This window comes from Halpernia sp. GG3, from assembly GCF_052976925.2.
The window spans coordinates 595,295-615,571 of record NZ_JBRIIR020000017.1 but is presented as its reverse complement, the minus strand read 5'-3'; the positions used below and the strand labels follow the sequence as shown (position 1 = coordinate 615,571).

General features: G+C 33.7%; 13 protein-coding genes. 4 read left to right on the top strand and 9 right to left on the bottom strand.

Features of this window, described 5'->3' with window-relative positions:
• Nucleotides 1-33: 33 nt before the first annotated feature.
• From ACVBED_RS12215 to ACVBED_RS12175, 9 genes are all read right to left on the bottom strand, one after another.
• The gene (locus ACVBED_RS12215; protein ID WP_473095055.1) at nt 34-492 is read right to left on the bottom strand and encodes a 4-alpha-glucanotransferase; all 459 of its coding nucleotides are present in this window, start codon (nt 490-492) and stop codon (nt 34-36) included.
• Nucleotides 493-649: 157 nt separating this feature from the next.
• Nucleotides 650-1,903 carry a 4-alpha-glucanotransferase gene (locus ACVBED_RS12210; protein ID WP_473095054.1) on the bottom strand — a complete coding sequence of 418 codons (1,254 nt, stop codon included), beginning with the start codon at nt 1,901-1,903 and terminating at the stop codon, nt 650-652.
• 310 nt (nt 1,904-2,213) lie between these two features.
• The gene (gene cysS, locus ACVBED_RS12205; protein ID WP_447120542.1) at nt 2,214-3,677 is read right to left on the bottom strand and encodes a cysteine--tRNA ligase; all 1,464 of its coding nucleotides are present in this window, start codon (nt 3,675-3,677) and stop codon (nt 2,214-2,216) included.
• Between the two features lie 53 nt (nt 3,678-3,730).
• Nucleotides 3,731-4,396, bottom strand: coding sequence for a GTP cyclohydrolase I FolE (gene folE / locus ACVBED_RS12200; protein WP_447120541.1), 666 nt, complete (start codon nt 4,394-4,396; stop codon nt 3,731-3,733).
• 147 nt (nt 4,397-4,543) lie between these two features.
• Nucleotides 4,544-11,572, bottom strand: coding sequence for a T9SS outer membrane translocon Sov/SprA (gene sov, locus ACVBED_RS12195; protein WP_473095053.1), 7,029 nt, complete (start codon nt 11,570-11,572; stop codon nt 4,544-4,546).
• Between the two features lie 45 nt (nt 11,573-11,617).
• Nucleotides 11,618-12,202 (bottom strand): Holliday junction branch migration protein RuvA, encoded by a 585-nt coding sequence (ruvA, locus tag ACVBED_RS12190; protein ID WP_447120540.1) that lies wholly within the window; start codon nt 12,200-12,202, stop codon nt 11,618-11,620.
• A 3-nt stretch (nt 12,203-12,205) separates the two neighbouring features.
• A complete protein-coding gene (locus tag ACVBED_RS12185) occupies nt 12,206-14,497 on the bottom strand; it encodes an NADP-dependent malic enzyme (protein WP_447120539.1) in 2,292 nt (763 codons plus the stop codon).
• Between the two features lie 128 nt (nt 14,498-14,625).
• Nucleotides 14,626-15,492, bottom strand: coding sequence for a BadF/BadG/BcrA/BcrD ATPase family protein (locus ACVBED_RS12180; protein ID WP_447120538.1), 867 nt, complete (start codon nt 15,490-15,492; stop codon nt 14,626-14,628).
• Between the two features lie 65 nt (nt 15,493-15,557).
• A complete protein-coding gene (locus ACVBED_RS12175; protein ID WP_473095052.1) occupies nt 15,558-15,815 on the bottom strand; it encodes a hypothetical protein in 258 nt (85 codons plus the stop codon).
• A gap of 182 nt (nt 15,816-15,997) precedes the next feature.
• Between ACVBED_RS12175 and ACVBED_RS12170 the strand changes: the two genes are divergently transcribed.
• The 4 genes from ACVBED_RS12170 to ACVBED_RS12155 are packed head-to-tail and all read left to right on the top strand — an operon-like array spanning nt 15,998 to nt 20,042.
• Nucleotides 15,998-16,456 carry a GtrA family protein gene (locus ACVBED_RS12170; RefSeq protein WP_447120537.1) on the top strand — a complete coding sequence of 153 codons (459 nt, stop codon included), beginning with the start codon at nt 15,998-16,000 and terminating at the stop codon, nt 16,454-16,456.
• Nucleotides 16,457-16,468: 12 nt separating this feature from the next.
• The gene (locus ACVBED_RS12165; RefSeq protein ID WP_447120536.1) at nt 16,469-17,206 is read left to right on the top strand and encodes a lysophospholipid acyltransferase family protein; all 738 of its coding nucleotides are present in this window, start codon (nt 16,469-16,471) and stop codon (nt 17,204-17,206) included.
• Between the two features lie 30 nt (nt 17,207-17,236).
• Complete coding sequence (locus tag ACVBED_RS12160; RefSeq protein ID WP_447120535.1) at nt 17,237-18,988, top strand: MFS transporter; 1,752 nt, start codon at nt 17,237-17,239, stop codon at nt 18,986-18,988.
• Between the two features lie 13 nt (nt 18,989-19,001).
• Nucleotides 19,002-20,042 carry a DUF3810 domain-containing protein gene (locus tag ACVBED_RS12155; protein WP_447120534.1) on the top strand — a complete coding sequence of 347 codons (1,041 nt, stop codon included), beginning with the start codon at nt 19,002-19,004 and terminating at the stop codon, nt 20,040-20,042.
• Nucleotides 20,043-20,277: the final 235 nt, after the last annotated feature.

The window sequence follows — 20,277 nt, the reverse complement described above, 5'->3', positions numbered from 1 at the left end:
TTATGAGTTTTCCTCCTCCAATATTGAGATTTTCTACGAAATGATCTTTAAGTTTTCGTAGCGTATCAAATTCTTTTTAAAGGTATAGTTTCCATTAAAATGGTTGTACATAAAATTTATCAACATATTGTTTTTCCTCTCAAAAATGATTCCAAAGAATATCTTGTTAATGGAAGGGCTTGCAATACCTGTCGAAGTTGAAAAGGGATGTTGCCTCCCATTTAGAATTCTTCCGTTGCTCGCAGGAACGGCGGGATAGAAATAACCAAGAATTCCTTGCGTTGCGCTCATCGGCATTCTCCAGATCCGGAAAAAACCAAGAATATGATCAATCCGCATCGCATCAAAATACTGTTCTAATGCTTTAAATCTTTTTTTCCACCACGCATAATTATCTTGTTTCATCACTTCCCAATTGTAAGTCGGGAATTCCCAGTTCTGACCTAATTCTGAAAAATTATGTGGCGGAGGCAAGCAGGCTTGAAAATGCATACCAAAGGTTCCGGTTCAGCCCAGAGCTTCCGCAGAATATCTGTAAATGCCGAATCGCAAATCACCTTTAACGAAGTCCCTAGATTTGTAAATAATACCGCGCTTCAGAAGATTGCAGATGCAATTGGTATTAACCCAAGAATGAAGCATTACCTGATCATATCTTATGCTTGCTAGCCGAAAGTGCGCTTATTTTCCCAGCAATGTATTTTTTATGCGTTTTCCACTCATTGAAGTTGGGCGTTTTATATTTATCTCGTAATAGACAGAATGCAGCATAAGGGAAAAGCCATTTCTCATTTTCTTTTAAAAAGTTTTTAAAATTTTTGTCTTTTAATATCTCAGTTTTATTGACGTTAAAAATATCTTTTATAAACTCCCATTTAGAAGCCATTACCCTTTCGTAATCAATTAATTCACAGTTATTTAACTCATTTTTTAATATTAAATATTTTTCTTCTGTGCCTTTAACTAATTTAAAATCCAACCTTTCTATAGACAAGTATTGCGGATGCAAAGCGTAAACTGAAATTGCGGCGTAAGGATAAGAATCTGTCCAAGTATAATTTGCTGTCGTGTCATTTATTGGTAAAATCTGAACCATCGAGAGTTTACTTTCTTTCGCCCAATCACCTAATAATTTTAAATCAAAAAATTCGCCTACTCCAAAACCATTTTCACTTCTTAAGGAAAAAACAGGTACCGCAACACCTGCTGCGTGGTAAAGTTCACCGATTCTAAATCTAAAATAATGATCGGCTTGCACATGCAGTAGATTTTCATCTTTATTGGCATCACTTCTACGGTTATTTCCCGTCTCCATCGCGACAACACTATTTGATAAATTATCTAAAATTGCATATTTATATTGAAACGGGTAATCTGCAATAATTTCTACAGCTATTTCCCAAATCCCAAAATCCGTTTGTGCCATTTTTAAAGATTCTTCAACTTTCCAATTACCCAAACCATCGGCATTTCCCATGAGCATTATGGACCAATTTTTCTTGAAAAGTGGCGCCTCTAATCTGAAAAGATGTGTATGTTTCTTCAGAATATTTACTTTTTCTGGCTGAAAAGGTTGTAGAGTATTCTCTAAAATTTTATTGTGAAGGTAGTTTTCAGGAAAGTTTTTTAAATTCCAAACATCAAAAATTTTAAATTCTTTAAAGTTATTCGGAAAAATTAAATTATGTAATGCATATTCTTCGTCAAGTACCGTATCTTCTTGGTTTTTAAGAATGTAACGATATGATATTGATTTTGAATAATGATCTAATTCTAAAACCCAGGTATTATTTACTTCATATTTCAAATTATATTCCCTGATTTCTGCTTTTTCGTCGGTAACTTGAAGCACCATTTTTTCTCCAAACTTCGTCTCGAAGTTGATGTTTAAATATAGTTTCATCCGTTTTTTTCTGTTTGTTTTATATGGTCAGATGCTACATCCATCATCTTGTGTCTAAATAAGAGGACACTATTTTCATAGATGTTTCATTAATGTTTGTTTTGCCGTGCTAAAATAAGAATTTTTAAAAGTACAAAGCATAAATTATTAAATTATTTATAGAATATTTATAGTTTAATATTTAATAATCAATACTTTATACGTCTCATTTTGAGACATAAAAAAACTCTTTTAAATATTTTAAAAGAGTTTGCAGTTTAAAAATTATTTTTACGGGAAAAAATTATAAATGGGTATTTGTGTTAATTCTTTATGTGATAGAATAGCTCGTTCCTTCTCTTCCGTCTTTTAACTCAATTCCTTCAGCTAATAAGCGATTTCGAATTTGATCAGATAGTTCAAAGTTTTTAGATTTCCGGGCTTGATTCCGCAGCTCAATTAAAACCTTTAAAGTCTGGTCTAACTTTGTATTATTATTTTGCTCTAAATAGTCTAAGCCTAAAACGTCAAAAATATAAATATTTAGAGTCAATTTTAATTGTTCTAAATCCTCAGAATTTAATTTCTCTTTTCCTTCTTTTAGATTAAAAATAAATTTAACGGCTTCAAAAAGATGCGCAATTAAAATAGGACTATTAAAATCATCCGCTAAAGCATCATCAGATTTGGTTTTCCACTCCAAAAAATTGAAAGTAGATTCTGATAAAACTTCGCTAAAATCATTTAAGAATTTATTAGCTTCTAAAAGTCTTTGTAAGCCCTTTTCACTAGCGAGCATCGCTTCATTAGAAATATCTAAAACACTTCTGTAATGCGCCTGCAAAAAATTAAACCGAACCACAGACGGATGAAAATCTTTTCCAAAAAAATCATTTTGACCAGAAATAAGTTCTGCAGGTAAAATATAATTTCCAGTAGATTTACTCATTCTTTGGCCATTCATGGTGAGCATATTGGCGTGCATCCAATAATTTACGGGTTCAGTTCCGTTTACCGCTTTTCCCTGGGCAATTTCACATTCGTGGTGTGGAAATTTCAGATCCATTCCACCGCCGTGAATATCAAATTTCTGACCTAAATACTTGGTGCTCATTGCGGTACACTCCAAATGCCATCCCGGAAAACCAGGTCCCCAAGGTGAGTTCCATCGCATAATATGTGCGGGAGACGCTCCTTTCCAAAGTGCAAAATCTGGCGGGTTTTTCTTTTCAGACTGTCCGTCTAAATCTCGCGTATTTGAAATTAAATCTTCAATGTTTCTTTTGGAAAGTTCACCGTAATTCAAACCTTTTGCATTGTAAGCCAACACATCAAAATAGACAGAACCATTACTTACGTAAGCAAAACCAGTGTCTAGCAATTTTTGCGTTAATTCTATCTGTTCTAAAATATGGCCAGTTGCGGTTGGCTCAATTGTTGGCGGAAGTAGATTAAATTCTTCTAAAACTTTGTGAAAATCGACGGTGTATTTTTGTACAATTTCCATCGGTTCTAATTTTTCCAAACGGGATTGTTTTACAAAACGGTCGTTATTAACGTCGCCATCATCTGTTAAATGTCCTGCATCCGTAATATTGCGAACATAGCGAACATCGTAGCCGAAATATTTTAAACTGCGGTAAATAAAATCAAAAGATAAAAAAGTACGGACATTTCCCAAATGCACATTGCTGTAAACCGTCGGTCCGCAAACGTACATTCCGACTTTATTTTCGTGAATGGGTTTAAATAGTTCTTTTTCTGAAGTGAGTGAATTGTATATTTTTAGTTGCATTTGTTTCTTAGTTGTTGGTTGTAGGAAAATAAAAACTAATTTTTATAAAGGCTTCAATCAAGTTTTGTATGGTTTCCTACATAATGTAAAAATTCCTGTCTCGTAATCGGATTACTTCTAAAAATGCCGCTTAATTCAGCAGTAATAGTAGAACTGGTGGTGTCTTTTATACCACGACAATTTACACAAAGGTGCTTTGCATCAATGATACAGGCAACATCAGTGGTTCCGAGGGCTTCTTTTAAAGCATCGACAATTTGCATGGTTAACCGTTCCTGAACTTGTGGTCTTTTTGCATAATAATCAACAATACGGTTAATTTTAGAAAGTCCAATTACTTCTCCGTTTGAAATGTAAGCCACGTGAGCGCGTCCAATAATTGGTAAAAAATGATGTTCACAAAAGGAATAAACAGTGATGTCTTTTTCTACAAGCATTTGGCGGTATTTGTATTTATTTGAAAAACTAGAAATTGTCGGTTTATTTTCGGGTAATAAACCACCAAAAATTTCATTTACATACATTCTAGCGACTCTTTTCGGCGAATCTTTAAGCGAATCGTCAGTCATATCTAAACCTAAAGTTTCCATAATCTTACCAAAATGGTGCTGAATAATTTCAATTTTTTCAGCAGGCAATTTATCAAAAGCATCGGCTCTTAAAGGCGTATGTTCTTTACCAGTGAACACATCATCGTCATTATCTACAAAATCTTGCATGTCTTTAATTTAAAAAACAAAAGTAGGTATTTAAAATAAAAGAAATGTGAGGCATCTTCAAACATAATGAATTTGCAAAAAAAAATTATTCAAAAAAAAATGCCAAAGAAACTAATTTTCAGCAATTTAGATATTAAATCAATTTATTTAAAATCCAGTGCCTCCAAAAGTAAAAGTAGCGGTAATTCCAGACCTTACAGTAGAAAGCGGAAACGCGGTAGATATTTTATATTTGGTCATCAATTGATTGTAAAAGAATTTTAAATTAAAGTTTTTAGACATGTTATAATCTGCAGTAAGATTAACAGATAACAATTTTTGACCGCCCGTAACTTGAGAGTCATTTTGCAAAATATTTGTAATTCTTGTCCGGCTATCACGGATAGAAAAATCTCCACGGATATTTAAATCACTTTTTACTTTCTTTTCTTTTCCTTTAAAGTTAAAATTCAGTACTAAATCCTTTAAAATATAGCCGAAACCTACAACATATTCATTTCCAGAATCTTCCGTTAAAGTATGGTTTATAAGTCCTAATAAAAAAGCGCGGTCTCTATTATACATCACCCGAAATTGGAAATTATTCCGCATCGTGAAATCGGCGCCAATTAAAGGCGCGAAGGCTTCAACATATCCGACCTGGGAAAAAGAATATGGATTAAAAAAATCACCAAATGTATCCCGGTTTGCACTTCCATTATTTTGTACGTTGTAAAAATCTATGCTGCTCTGGATTCCCGTCGCCGTGTAAGTTGAGGTATATGCATGAAGAATATCAAGTTTAGAAAACTGGCTGTTTACAAAAGGAATATTTTTTAATCCAGAATAAGTAATTCTCCAGTTTGGTAAAGGAAAACCTGATTTTTTAGCATCGCCAATTGCATTTGTTCCTGTTTTACCTTCCACTGCATTTTGAAATGCCGGAATCAAAACATAAGCATTTGCTAAACTGTGACCATCTGTGAAACCATTCGCATCAGTTGCTCCGCCATACGATTGAGAAATTTGACGTGCATTTCCAATAATGTTGTTAAAAATAGTTTTACCATCTACAAACGCAGTTTTAAAAGTCCATGCGGTGCGCGAATAGGATACAAACTCATTACCGTAAGAAAAATCAAAAAAAGAAGTATTGGGATTTGCATCCACGTTAAAACCACCTTGTGTGAAGTTCCTATTGTAATTTTTTAAAATATTAAAATCAATTCTAAAATCGTTGACGGGCATAATTTGCAGATTCGCGGTAAGATTTTTACTGTTGAGTTCCGAGTATGGATCATTTAAAAATGAAGAAGTAGAAAGCCAGCCACGCTCAATCGCAATCCTCCTGATATCTGCCTGCGAGCCTAAAAGAAAACCATAAGTAGGGCCGCCTAAGGTTTGGCCATATCCGAAACCGTTTGGCGCAGAAAGTAGGCCTGGAAGTACAATACCGTTATTTTCGTTATAAGAAACATCGAGTTGTTTTATTGAAGTTAAAGCAAATGCAATAGCTTGTAAGGGTGTTAGTTTATTTTTGAATTTGTAATATTTAAAATTAACCTTTTTGTTTTTCTTGCTCCATGCCTGTGTATAAACATTGTTTAAGGAATCGATTTCCTGACGGCGTTTCTGCACCGTTTTATTCATCTTCTCAAAGTATTTAAACTTGCTGAAAAACTTTGGAACATCTACCGTGCTTGTTGCCACAATATTATTGGTATTTTGACCGATACTTCCTAAACTTCCGCCTGGGCTGTTTAGCAAAACGGTCGAGCGCGCGTTCCAGTTGTATTGAAAACCGTAACCTAATTCTGCATTGATAAAATCCAAATAGGGGAAATATTCAAATGGCAATCTATAATTTAATTGAACTTTATGGTTATATAAAACCGGTCTTCCCGCACGGAAAGGATCTCTAAATATTGATGAAGTATTCATATCATAAACACTTACATTATCATTTAAAGTCCGCATGGCAGAATTAATTTCAAGTTTGAGCGATTTGGTAAAATTAAATCCAATACCATACTGCCAGCCAAAGTAGAAATTATTATTTTTAATAACATCAAAATCTTGCCCTGGAATACCAGAAATAAGCGCGTCTACATTTCGGTATTGCAACTCATTATAATTTCTATCCAACTCTGCACGGAAAGATAATCTTGTAGGGACTGGGTTAAAATTGAATTCTTTTATCCAACGCAGATATTTGTAAGATTTCGCCGTGTCGCTGATCATTTTATTAAAAGGACGAATAACATAGGGTTTAAAACTATAATTATAATCCGCATAACCCCGTAAATATTGACGGTAATTTCTAGTGGTATAAATATCCCGGAAATAGTCATCGTTATAAATAGTGGTCAATGAAAGGTTTTCTACATCGTAAAACTTTGGTTTTTTGACTGTATTGATACGTTCTTTGCGCATATTTACCACACCAATACTTCGCTGTTGCGTATAAGTTCTGGCTACTTTCTTCAGTTCCTCATTATTTTTTGCTTTCGTAAATTCAATATCATTATCTAAAGGATTGTACTTTGGATCTTCAATTGTTTGGGTATAAGAATAGTTAACAGGAATTTTTAAACCTAATTTTTCAGGTAAAAATTTGTCAAGATTAACAGCAGTATTGATACTGAAAGCAGAATTATTATTTTGGGAACGTTCCGCGGGTTTCTGTATAATACTTCCAAAGCCGATTGTTGAAAAAGAGCCGTTTGCATTAACCGTTGCAAAATCACCAAGATTAAAGTTCAAAGTTGCATTCCCGGCATAACCGCCTTTATTATCGATTCCTGATAAACGCATTTCATCCACCCAAAGAACGAGATCTTTTGGACCGGGAAGTGCTGCAGCTTTCTGACCTCTATTATCATAATTATTTCGAACACCTATCATAATAGTAGTAATATTACCTAAGCTCGGTCTTCCTTTTACATAGATTTTTTTGTTAGTATCACCATAAGTTGGGTCATTATAACGGTCTGTAATTAAATTTCCGGCATTTGCATCTCTACTTTGCTTTGCTTCTACAAATTTTTGAATTTCTAAATCGACATTATTGTCTATTGGCCAGATATCTAAAGCTGCTCGCGCATTTTGAGCAGTATATTTCAGAGAAGCTTCATATTCGTAGTAATTATCTGTCGCATCACTACCAAAACGGATAAAGAATTTTGCATTTGGATCTAAATTGTTAGACATGAGGTTTTTCAAATCTTCCGCGTGTACAAAAAGTTCTAATTTTTTATAACGACGCATATCAAGTTGTGTGTTTTTAAATACACCTCTTGCTTCATCACGTAAATCTGTTGCTTTTAGATAAAGTGACGCTTCATTCTGTCTTTGTGCCCCTGCATTTCCGCTCAAAACTTGTCTGTCAATTCCCGGAGGCAAAACATAAGGTGGCATTGCGCTGGAATTTTCTTCTAAATTTACACTTCCAACATCAAAATTATTATTTTGAGTGATTGGTGCGGCGGTTCCTTCATTTACAGCAGTTACAGATGAACTGGCAATATTTTTCGTATAAGCGCGCCAATCGCTTCGTACCAAATCAAAAGTTCCAAAACGCAAAGTGGAAGTTTGATCAAAACCTTTCATTAGCATTCTAGCAAAACGCACATTATTTAGAATTGAATTGTCATGGGCACCAGCATTTTGATCATATTGCGCAACGGGAACTCTAAATAAAAACCACTTATTTGTTCCGGTTTGTCCATTTTGAAACTTCACGCTTACTTGGCGCATATCAACGATATTGTTTTGGCCAACTACCAAATTAGTTTTTGTTAAATCAACCGTATATTGATTATAATTCTCATTTTGATCTAAATTATAATCCCCGTTTGCATCTTCAGAATCTGGTGTTTGAGAAGAAACTTCTAAAGAATTGCTTTGAGAATTTCCTTGTGGATTCCGGAAATATCTATATCTATCTGTTAATGAAGCAGCAAGCGCACCTTGAAATTTATCTGATAAAAAATATAAAAAATCATCCGATGCCGGGTCATTAACCTGCGTAACAGGATTTATCGCAGTAAAATGATATTTCTCGCTTTCCCCGGCATCATCCAGACCGTCAAGACCCAAATCCTGCGCAGTTCGTTCCGTACCCTCTGTAGAAAAAGCATATAAAATAGGAAATTGATTTGGCTGAATTCCTAAATTTGTGGTCGTTGTATTTGCCGGAACATTTGGTGTAGGCAATCCATTTTCATACTGTAATTTTCCATCTTTTAAAACATCTTCAGAAACATTACCTAACTGCAATAAAAGTTTTGGGGCCGCACCCAGCTGTTTACCGTCTGCGTAGGGATCCATCATCCAAAATTCTACATATTCAATATTTGAATTAACAAAATTAGACACAGAAATTGGCCGCATTAATCCAGCCCATCTCTGTTGTGTACTTTCTGTAGCGGGATTAAAATTGTAAGGCCCTCGCTCCGTCGGATAATAACTAACGTCAAATGTGTTTAAGAAAGTTTGATCACCAGCAACAAAATCTCTGTTGTTATAAAGCTCGGACAACTGGACTCTTCTCGAAGCATGGTTGGAAACTGCCTCTGCGTTAATTCCATTTGGAGCTTTTCCTCCAACTCCGTAAAATCTTGGATCAATATTATACCAAGAGATCAAACCTCTACCAAAACCATTTCGGATGTCATCATTTAAACCTGCGTTGGCAAAAACAGGATCGTTCAGATTTTGTTCGGGTTTTGACGCCAAACTCCAGGAAGAAGGTTCTTTTAAAGAAATTTTAGAAGTAGTTTGTTCAAAATCATCGATATATGATTGATCATCTGTACCTTTATTTTGTCCCGGAATTAAATAAGCCCCTTCCGCCATAAAATTTAAATTTGAGGGAGCCTCGGTTTTTACAAAAGGAATCTTATTTGTTAATCGCGTTAAAAATGGCAACTGGTTGTTATATAAAATATTAAAACCTGCCATTGTATTATTAACGGCTTCATCGCCAAAATTCACTTTTTGGGTTAAAGGTCTTTCCGCATAATTAACTACGGTTGCACCCAAAGTTAAGTGATCATTAAACTTCCGTTCTAAATTTAAACCGTAAAAACTTTTTCTTTGCGTATTAAAAGTCAGTTGATTTTCAAGGGAAATGTTAATCGCCTGTCCCGATTTTTTTACCGCTTCATTAATAATATTAACAGAACCAAGTAAATAATCGACAGTATAATCCTGACCTTCAACCAATTGTACGCCATTTGCAGTTACTCTTACCGAACCTTGCGGCACATTTATGGCTCCCAAAGAAATACCTGTTCCTTGTGTTCCCTTATATCGACCTTCTAAGGTATATCTCAGCGCGAGATTACTCTCTGAAGCAACTTGTTTCTGCTTATCATATAAATCATTAAAGACAAATTTTGGGTCATTAGTTCCTAAAACAGTCTGTAAATATTGACCAAATGGCTTTGCTTTTGTAAAAATTAATTTACCGTTTTCTGCATCAATAGTGATTCCACGCACGAAATCAAAAATACCATCACCAGTTTGATTACCATTCGTTTGCAAATCATTATTTAAATTTAAGCGGTCCCAGTTAAACAGTTTTAACAAGTTAAGATCTTGAACAGGAGTATTCGGTAAATAATTTACTTTTCCACCGCTCGTTGGATCTCGGTAAAAAACATTCATTATAAAGCCATCGGCACTAACTTGATTGGCATTAATCGGATAAATATTTTTCATCATTAAATCCCACATTGGTGAAGTGGTTTTCGTGATGCTGTTTGGTTTTAAAAGTTTTGTAATAATTACAGGGCTGTCCTCTGCAAACTCACCTACTTTGTAAACTCTGTTATCACCATTAATCGTGTAAGAGTAAGAAACAGCCAAAAGTTGATTGTCATTAAGTCTTTGGCTTAAATTGATGTAACCCAACTGCGCATTAAAAGTAAATTCTCCGCTGTTTAATTTCCTGGATTTTCTATTAAAAATAAAGTTTTCACCATCCTTGTAAATTTCAGAACCACCTGTTGCATTTGGTAAATTTTGTCCATTAATGGTATTGTAAGCCGTATTTACATCTCTTAAATTTGGACCAAGATTCTGCAAACTGGGGTATAGATTATTTTGAGAATTGTCTGGCAACCCAGAAATGCCATCGCCTAAATCCCTAATACCAATAATGCCCTTTTGATCTTGAAGATTACCCGAACCTTGGTCTAAAACCCAAGCTTCTATACGGGTAATATTAACTTTTGAATTGATCTGTGGATAATTAAGCAGCGCAGTATCATAATTATTTAGAAAATAATGTCCCAGATAATAATGCTGATTATCTTCATAATCAATTGCATTTAATTTAAAAGTATTTAATACGCCACCGCCTTGCACCACAATATTTCTAGCTTCACCTTGCTGCTGCGATAAAAGTAAAGTCCCTTTTGTTTTCCCTAACTGAAATTCGGTTTTCAATCCAAATAAACTTTCAGAACCTCTTATCAAATTGGTAGAAAGTGGCATATTTACATTTCCAAATTCTATTCTTTTAATAATTTTATCTTCGCCACCGGTCGTTTTGTCATTCAGACCTTTGCTTTGTAAATCTTGCCAGGTTCCTTTTGCCTGATAAACTAAATTTAATTTATTCTCAAACGCAAAACCACTTTGGGTATCGTAATTAGCCTTTAACTGAAGATTTTCGCCAACCTTTCCTAGCAAACCTAGCTGAATTCTTTGCTGAATATTAACAGCAAAACTGGTTCTGTTTTGTGGAAGTATTAAGGGATTATCAATTTTTTGATATAAAATACCCAAGTCAAAAGAAGCAAAACCTTGTGGAATTATTTCAATTTTATTGCCTCCAAAAATAGTTTGAAATAATTGATTTTTTATAGTAACACTTGGAACAAAACCTTGCTTTATAGCATCTGACTGATCTTTTCTGGTAAGCAGATCGTTTTTAGTAGATTTTTCCTGATAGTAAGATTGCAGTTGATTAGATTTTACATAAGCTGCATACTCATCAGCGGTCATTGCGACAGGATTTCCAGTTATTAAATTTCCTACTTTGGGATACAGAAAATACATGTTGCTTTGTATATCGTAAAAAGCATCATATCTAATAGGATTCGGGAGACTATAATTTTTCCTTACACTTATACTGTCTTCAGGCTTATTTTGCGCATAGTTTTTAGCAAAACCAAAGCACAAAAACATAAATATTAGTTGTCTGTACCAAAAAATATTTTTTTTCTTCAAATGTTAAATATGTTTTAAAATCTGTTTCACTAATTCCTCAGTTGTAACAGTCGCATTTTCTTGTAAAATTCTATCTGCGATCTTCTCACTCATTTTCTTCGGAATCCCTAAAACTTCTAAAGCAGATAACGATTCTTCTTTAATTTTATTATCTGAGAAATTAGAAATATTTTCATCAGAAAGCCTGAATTTTTGCACCTTGTCCCGCAAGTCTACAATAATTCTTTCAGCAGTTTTTATCCCTATACCTTTCGCTTTTTGTATTAAACCACTATTGCCCGATTGTATCGCAGAAGCAATTTCCTGAAGACTAAACGTGGAGAGCATAATCAGGGTGGAAACTGCACCAACTCCATTAACACTTATTAACAAATTAAACATTTCTTTTTCTAAAAGAGTGTTAAACCCAAAAAGTAAATTAGCATCTTCCCGAATAATTTGCTGAATGTAAATAAATATATTTTCATCCATTTTAATTTTATCTGAAGTTTGCAAGCTGATACCTACTGTATAGCCAACTCCGTTGCATTCTATAACGCATGAAGTGAGTGCCATTTCTAAAACTTTTCCTCTTAGAGAATAAATCATAATTTATTTTTTTGCTGATTCTTTTTTTTGCGCATCTAAAACTGCAATCGTTGCAAGATTTACGATCTCCTCCACGCTGGAACGCATTTGTAGCACGTGAACGGGTTGGTTTAATCCCATTAAAATTGGCCCGATAGTTTGTGCCACTTTCATCCCACGAATAATTTTATAAGATAAATTTGCACTTTCTAAGTTCGGGAAAATAAAAGTATTCGCTGGATTTGTTCCCAATTTTGAAAATGGATAATCTGAAAGATGATCGCTGTTCATGGCAAAATCCGGCTGAATTTCTCCATCAACAATCATTTTTGGGAATTTTTCATGTAAGATTTTTACGGCTTTTGCCATTTTTTGGGAAACTTCCGCTTTAGCTGTAAAATTCTCGTAAGACAACATGGCAATTCTCGGTTCGATAGCAAAAGATTTCACTGTGATTTCTGCCATTTTCGCGATGGAAACCAGATCTTCTGCAGAAGGATTTTTATTAATAGAAGTATCTGCGAAGAAATAAGGTTTTTTCTCAGATAAAATCATCATCATTGAAGCAACTTTTTCTACGCCTTTTTCTTTGCCAATAATTTCCAGAATTGGCTTTAAAACAGAAGAATAGTTTTTAGAGAAACCAACAATCAAAGCATCGGTGTCACCATTTCTTAACATTAACGGACCAAAATAGTCGCGTTGTCTAACATAACGTTTTGCTTTATATTCATTTACACCTTTACGGTTGCGCAAATTCCAAAGCATTTCTCTATAAATCTTTCTGTTTTCTTCCTGATCATCATCTGCCGGATCTATAATTGGGACATCTAAATCTATCCCAAATTTCTCCATTTGTTCCTTGATATACTTTTTCTCACCCAATAAAATCGGATGTGCAATTCCTTCTTCATAAAGAATTTGCGCCGCTTTAAGAACGTTGTATTCTTCAGCATTTGCAAGCGTTACTCTTTTCGGATTAGAACGCGCGCGGTTTTGCATCATCCGGATGAGTTTTTCATCACGTCCCATTCTGTCTAAAAGTTGATTTTCATACTGCTCAAAATCTTCAATATTTTTATGCGCAATTCCACTTTGCATGGCTGCTTTTGCAACAGCGATTGAAACTCTCGTAATTAATCGATTATCAAAAGGCTTTGGAATAAAATAATCTGGACCAAAATTTAGACTTTTAAGGTTATAAGTTAAAACAACCGCTTCTGGAACCGGTTCTTTAGCTAAATCTGCAATCGCATAAACGGCAGCTAATTTCATTTCTTCATTAATTCCAGTTGCCTGCACATCTAAAGCCCCACGGAAAATGTAGGGAAATCCTAAAACGTTATTAACCTGATTAGGAAAATCACTTCTTCCGGTTGCCATTAAAACATCATTTCGAGTTTCCATTGCCAAAGTATATTCAATTTCCGGATCTGGATTTGCCAAAGCAAAAACAATCGGATTTTTTGCCATTTTCTTAAGCATTTCAGGCGAAACCACATTTCCTTTAGACAAACCAACGAAAACATCGGCGTCTTCCATTGCTTCTTCTAAAGTCGTCTTATCAGTTTCTGCAACATAATCTAATTTTTCAGCGGTAAGATTTTGTCTTTTATGATTAATCACACCTTTGCTGTCACACATTAAAATATTTTCTTTTTTAAGACCTAAAGCCATATAAAGATTGGTACAAGCAATTGCTGCAGCTCCTGCGCCATTCACAACCATTTTAATATCTTCAATTTTTTTATTTGCAATTTGCAAGGAATTAATTAATGCCGCCGCGGAAATTATTGCAGTTCCATGTTGATCATCATGCATTAAAGGAATATTCAATTCTTCCTTTAATTTTCGTTCTATGTAAAATGCTTCCGGCGCTTTTATATCTTCTAAATTTATTCCGCCAAAAGTTGGCGCGATACCTTTTACAATTGCTATAAATTTATCCGGATCTTTTTCATTAATTTCGATATCAAAAACGTTGATATCTGCGAAAATTTTGAATAACAAACCTTTTCCTTCCATCACCGGTTTTGAGGCTTCTGGACCAATATCTCCCAAACCTAAAACGGCAGTCCCATTTGAAATAACGGCTACTAGATTTCCTTTTCCCGTATAATCATATACTTTTTCCGGATGTTCAAAAATTTCCATACACGGAATTGCAACGCCTGGTGAATATGCCAGGGATAAATCGCGTTGTGTGGAATGCGGTTTAGAAGGAATGACTTCTACTTTTCCCTTAGGCTCAGACTGGTGGTAATCTAAGGCCGCTTTTCTGAAATTTTTTTCGTCTCTATTTGTTTTATTACTCATAATATTTTTTAACCAAAAGTCGCCCAGCAAAGTCTATAAATTAGGCTTTAAAACAGCTCAAAGTTTTGATAATCGATTTTACTTTTTTTTAAAGAAAAGAATGAAAATATACAACATTCTTTCTTTCTCTAATTTTTTAATTGTGGCAAAATGTATTTTAAATGATAGTCTACCAAACTTTCAATTGGTTTTTGAACCACTTTTCCAACTTTTAAGTGCATTTCTGCAGCCGCTGAACGCAGAATATCTTCGTAATAATGTGCAATGGAACCGATGAAATTAATTTCACAGTTTTTACTTTCTTCATAAGGCAAAACCTGATAATCCAGAAAGTTTTTGATTTCTTCAAAAACTAAATGCTGCAAGTAAGGATGTTGTTTCCTCTCCAAAATAAATTTACTGAAATCTGCCAAATATGCATTAGCCCGCGGATTGTGATACATATTCCCGATAACTTCTTCTATATCTAAATTGTAAATTTCAGAAAATTCCTGATGCAGATCTTCAGGAAATTTTTTCATAAAGTAATTTTTAAGTAAAATCTTCCCAAGCGCATTACCACTACCTTCATCACCAATTAAAAAGCCCAAAGAAGGTAAATCCCGCCGAATACTTTCGCCATCAAAAAAACATGAATTTGAGCCCGTCCCAAGAATACAAATTACTGCAGGCTTTCCATCATAAGCCGCATAAGCTGCCGCAGTCATATCTTCTTTTACTGTAATTTGTGCATTTAGAAAAACTTTTTTTAATTCCTGTTCTACTAAAAGACAATTTTCACGTACACCGCAGCCAGAACCGTAGAAAAATAAATAATCTATTTTGTACGATTCGGATATTAGTTCAGGGTTTTTATTTATTTCTGCGGGGATGAGGTGCGCATCTATAATATTGGGATTAAAACCGATAGTTTCAGTTTTAAAAAGAATTTTGCCGAAATCATCAAGGATGACCCAGTCACATTTGGTAGAGCCGCCATCTACAATCGCAAACATATTTTAGCAAGTTTTAAGAGTGCTAAAATAGTAATTAATCTTTAGACTAAAATTGCTTTAAAAAATCACTTTTTTTCGTCAGAATTTAACCAATCTGCAATTTCTTCCTCTAAATAATTTGTTTGGGCATTTACTGCATTTAAAAAATCGTCTGAGACAGAAACTTCTGTGGAGTTTTCTAAGGTCCATAGCTCTTCAGACATGAATTCATACTCGCGGTAGACCCTTTTAAAACGAGAATTAATTTTTTTTAGTTCTGAGATTTTTTGTTTTAAAGGTGAAAATCTTTGTAAAGTTCGTTGATTTTTGAAAGTTGACATCATCAGGATTATTAAATTGTGATTTGAAATGATTTGCCTGAAAACTTTCAAATTTAGACCGCTTGATAAAAATTCTTTGGCAATTCTTATTTGTTGAATAAAATTAGATAATAATTAAATACCACAAAAAAAATTAACATCATTTTATTAATGTTTAACATTAAATTTTAAATTTGTAGCAGAATATGAAAAAATTCATAAAAAAACAAAAACAGATATTACTCTTCATTTTGGTGGGCGGCTTAAGCGCGGTTTTTGAGATTGGTCTGTTTAAAATGGGAAGTGTCTATCTGCCAAAAGTGATATCCTCGGAACTGAATTTCTACGGTATAAAATATCCTCTAAGCAACGTGCTTTCGACACTTTTTGCGATACTTTTTAATTATGCACTGAGCATTCGGTTTGTATTCGAACAGGGGAAATATTCTAAAAAAAGAGAGTTTCTTTATTTCATGATTGTGTCCTCAATTTCTACCATTTTAAGTTTAAGCCTCTTTCAGCTGTTTTTTCATTATGTATTTCTGCACAATTTTTCATTTTTATTCTTTGTTTTCAGTCCAGAAATATTGAGTAAAATTTTCGCTATCATTGTAGTATCAGTTTTAAATTACTCTGTAAAGAAAAAAATAATTTTTAATGGCTAATTCTCCTGATCAATGACCGTTTTTCTGAATTATTTATGGCGCCTTTGGTTCGTGATTTTGGCTTTTGTGGCGACTTTATTTTTTGGAATATTCGTTTTCATTCTTACGATCAACCCCAAACACTATAAATACTGTTATATTTTTATCAGACTCTGGTGTTTTACTATGTATTACGGGATGGGTTTTCGCTATGAATTGATCAAAGAAACACAGAAAAAAATTGAAAAAAATCAACAGTATATTTTTATCTCGAATCACACTTCTATAATGGATATCATGCTTCCATGCATGCTAATGCCACGTCATCCTTTATGCTATGTCGGTAAAAAGGAGTTGGTGAAAATTCCAATTTTTGGACAGATTTACAAAAGAATTTGTGTGATGGTGGATAGAAGCAGTATGAAAAGTCGCGCAGAAGTTTACCGAAGATGCGCCGAACGAATGCGGGAAGGACAAAGTATTGTGATTTTTCCTGAAGGTGGCGTTCCCGACGACACATCGGTTTTACTGGGAGATTTTAAAGATGGTGCTTTTACTCTCTCTTCAAAACATCAGTTTCCGATTTTGATTTTTACATTTGTGGGGTTAAAAGAAATGTTTCCATTCAATAATAAAGTAGGACATCCTGGGAAAGTGAAAGTTTATTTCAGTGACATTTTAGAGCCAAATGACAGTGCAAAACATTTAAAAGATCTATCTCAGAAGGAAATTAAAAAAACTTTAGAAAAAAACATAAAACCGAATATTTAATTATATTTGTTTTTAAATAAAACTAAAAACATGAATAACAACGTGCAAACAAAATGGTCGCAGTTTATCTCGCTAATCATTGTTTTCTTTTTCTGGGGCTTCGTCGCGGCAAGTAATGATATTTTAATTCCAGTTTTTAAAAAATATTTCGTGCTTTCTCAAGTGCAGGCGCAATTAGTAGCGTGGGCATTTTACGCCGCTTATTTTGTAGGCTCTGTTATTTTCTTTTTAGTCTCACTTAAAAGTGATGTTCTGCAAAAATTCGGTTATAAAAAAACGTTGTCTTTTGGATTGGTTATTTCGGCAATTGGCGCATTTTTATTCGTTCCTGCCGCCATAAATGCAAGTTTTGTATTTTTCTTATCTGCTTTATTCATTGTTGGTTTGGGATTTTCGGTTCAGCAAATTGTAGCAAATCCACTGGCAATTAAAATGGGAAGTCCTGATACTGGGGCACACCGTTTAACTTTAGCAGGCGGCGTAAATTCTTTAGGAACGACCATAGGACCGATCATCGTGGGAATTGCGCTATTTGGGATGGGAAATAATTCTGATTCTACCTCGAAAGATAAAACATTAACAAAAACCGAAATTGTACAAAGTAATTTCAAGGATTTACAAAAAGAGTTAAATCAAAATAAAGATGAACTTGCTGTAATTTCAACGTCAGAAACTGCAGTTCTAAATAAATCTAAGGCAGACATTGACACAAATCTTACCAGCATCAATCAATCTTTAAATGAATTACAAAATAAGACAGAGGCAGAATTACTTCCATACATTGATAAATTTGATGTCGTGAAAAAATCGGCAACTTCTATTGTTTATCCAAAAGAATTTGTAAAAACACATTTATCTTTAGTAAAAAAGCCTTTCATCGTTTTAGGAATCGCTTTTCTTTTAGTAGCGGTCTTCATGCTTTTTGCGAAAATAGATGATCCAGCCAAAGATGAAGAAGAGAAAGTAGAAGAAACTACTGAAAAATTCAGCATTATGAAATATCCGCAACTTACTTTGGGAATGCTCGCAATTTTCCTTTATGTTGGTGTAGAAGTTTCGATTGTAAGTAATCTACCAGCTTTACTTCACACCCATGAATTCGGAAATATATTAGAAAATAATATTGCCCCATTTATTTCTCTTTATTGGGGAAGCTTAATGATTGGGCGATGGAATGGCGGAATTAACGTTTTTAATACGTCTAAAAGCACAAATATGCTGTTAAAATTTATTGTTCCTTTTATTGCTTTTGCGGTAATTTTAGGTGCTAATTATTTAAGCGGAAAAGACGTCTCAGCATTTTATATTTATCCGATTTGGATCATCATTTTTATTTTAATGAGTTTCTGGGGAGGGAAAAATGCTGGAAAAACATTGATGCTTTTTGGTTTCGCTGGAATTGTGATGATGATATTAGGGCTTGTGTGGCCTGACAAAGAAATTGCCAAATACTTCTTCATTTCCGGTGGTTTATTCTGCTCAATTATGTGGCCTTCAATTTTCGATTTGGCAATAGCCGGATTAGGAAAAAACACTGGAAAAGCCTCCTCATTCTTAATTATGATGATTCTAGGTGGTGGAATTATTCCTTTGATACAAGGATACATATGTGATTTTGACTTAACAAATCCGAAGGGAATAATGGGAATTACTTACACCCATTTTAGTTATGTGATTCCTATTGTTTGTTTTTTGTATCTCGCATTTTACGGTTTTATAACACCGAAGATTTTGAAAAAACAAGGTGTTATTTTGATAAATACAGAAAGCAGTGCGCATTAACAAGTATCTAAATATGAAACAAAAAAGATTTTGGGCAGGTGTTTTACTTGTCCAATTTTTTTTATTTTACTTTTTATCTAAAAGTGAAACTGCAATAAACTTTTTTTACCGATTATTCGAATTGAAAAAATATTTGCATCAAATTCTTTTTAGTAAAATCCCATTTTCTATTGGCGATCAGATTTACATCTTAATGGTATTTTTCTTAGTTATTTTAATCTTTAAGTTATTTAAAAAAGAAAAGCGACAAAAAGGCGCAATTTTCCTACTACTATTCTTAAATGTTTTTTATTTTATTTATCAAATATTCTGGGGAATGCTTTACTTTCAGAAACCTCTAACTGTTCAGCTTTCAAATAAAGATATTACTCAACAGTCCGCTAAACTATTATGTTTAAAATATTTAAAATTATGCATTGAAGACCGAGAATTGGTAGCGGGAAATAAACAGGGAGTGTTCGAGATTGCTGATATTAAAAAAGTTCAATCTGCTATTTTAATTGCGCAATCAAGTCTTCCCAAAAGATTTACAAATAAGAACGTTCATTTTATTAATGATTTTAAACCCAGCGTTTTTAAAAGTGCGATGAGTTTTACTGGTATTTTGGGTTATTACAATCCGTTTACTGCCGAAGCTCAATATAACTCAGATCTACCTGCTACTTTTTTACCTTTTACAATTGCGCATGAAAGTGCGCATCAGTTGGGATTTGCAAGAGAAAATGAAGCAAATTTTATAGGATATTTAATTGGTAAAAATTCACCGAATAAAGCCTTAAAATACTCTACAGACCTTTTTGTTTTAAAAAGTCTTTTAGCCTACATTAATATAAGTGATAATGGATTTCGAAAGAAAATTATAATGAATTTTTCCCAAAAAATGGAAAGTGACCGGCAGAACGATTTAACTTTTATAAAAAACCATCAAAGTTTTCTTATTGCTATTTTTGATATTACTAATAATTTATTTTTAAAATCTAACCAACAGGAAGGAAATATTACCTACTCATATTTTACAGAAATGCTCATAGAATATGAGTTACAACAGCATTAAAAAAAAAGAATCGCGTCTTGCGACGCGATTCTCAACACAAATGATGAAAAAAAATTATGCCTGAAGAAACAATGTTATTGTTCTCTCCAAGCATGACAAAGCTACGTCTATTTTATTGAGTAGCAATAGAAATATTAACTACATCCTAAAAATATTTGATAAATAAAACTTTTTAGATAATTTTTTTTATAATATTGGTCGTAGAGATAAAATTGATTTAATTCGTAAAATAAAT